The 537-nt window shown below is 73.4% G+C and carries 1 protein-coding gene; it reads left to right on the top strand.

Annotation, left to right across the window (positions count from 1 at the left end):
• Window positions 1-537: hypothetical protein (locus ACYU7Q_RS21905; protein ID WP_460611586.1), on the top strand; the 537-nt coding region annotated here is incomplete at both ends.

Below are 537 nucleotides of genomic sequence, written 5' to 3'. Positions count from 1 at the left end.
CCGGTGTCCTCCGCGCTGGAGCCCGAATCCGAGCACCGGCCCGAACCCGAGAGCGAGGCCGAGAAGACCTCGGTCTTCGCGCCGTTCGAGCAGGCGGAATCGGGCTCGCTGTTCGAGTCCGGCAAGGAGACCGGGTCCCTCTTCGAGCCGAGCCGCGAGACAGGGTCCCTTTTCGACACCGGCCACGAGGCGGGCTCGCTGTTCGAACCGGCGCAGGAGCAGACGGGGCGGCACGGACTGCTGGACGAGCGGGAGGAGGCCGCCGAGCCCGCGCCCCCGGCCTACGCCTTCGGCGGGGACAGTGCTCCGGTCGCCCACGAGGAGACGCCGGTCGAGTCGACGCAGGTCCTGCTGCCCAAGCGCCAGCCGAAGACCCCGCCGAGGGGCACCGAAATGCCGCAGCTGAGCCCGCCGTCCATGCGCGCGATCGAGCGCCGCGAACCGCTCGACGCCGAGGGGAGAGGGCGCAGCGGCTCCCTGTTCGAGCCTGCGGTGAGCACCGCCGGCGGCACGGGCGAGTCCCGCCCCCTTTCGACG

The sequence above is a fragment of the Hymenobacter terrigena genome (assembly GCF_054776515.1).
This window is presented reverse-complemented; position numbering and strand designations above follow the sequence as displayed.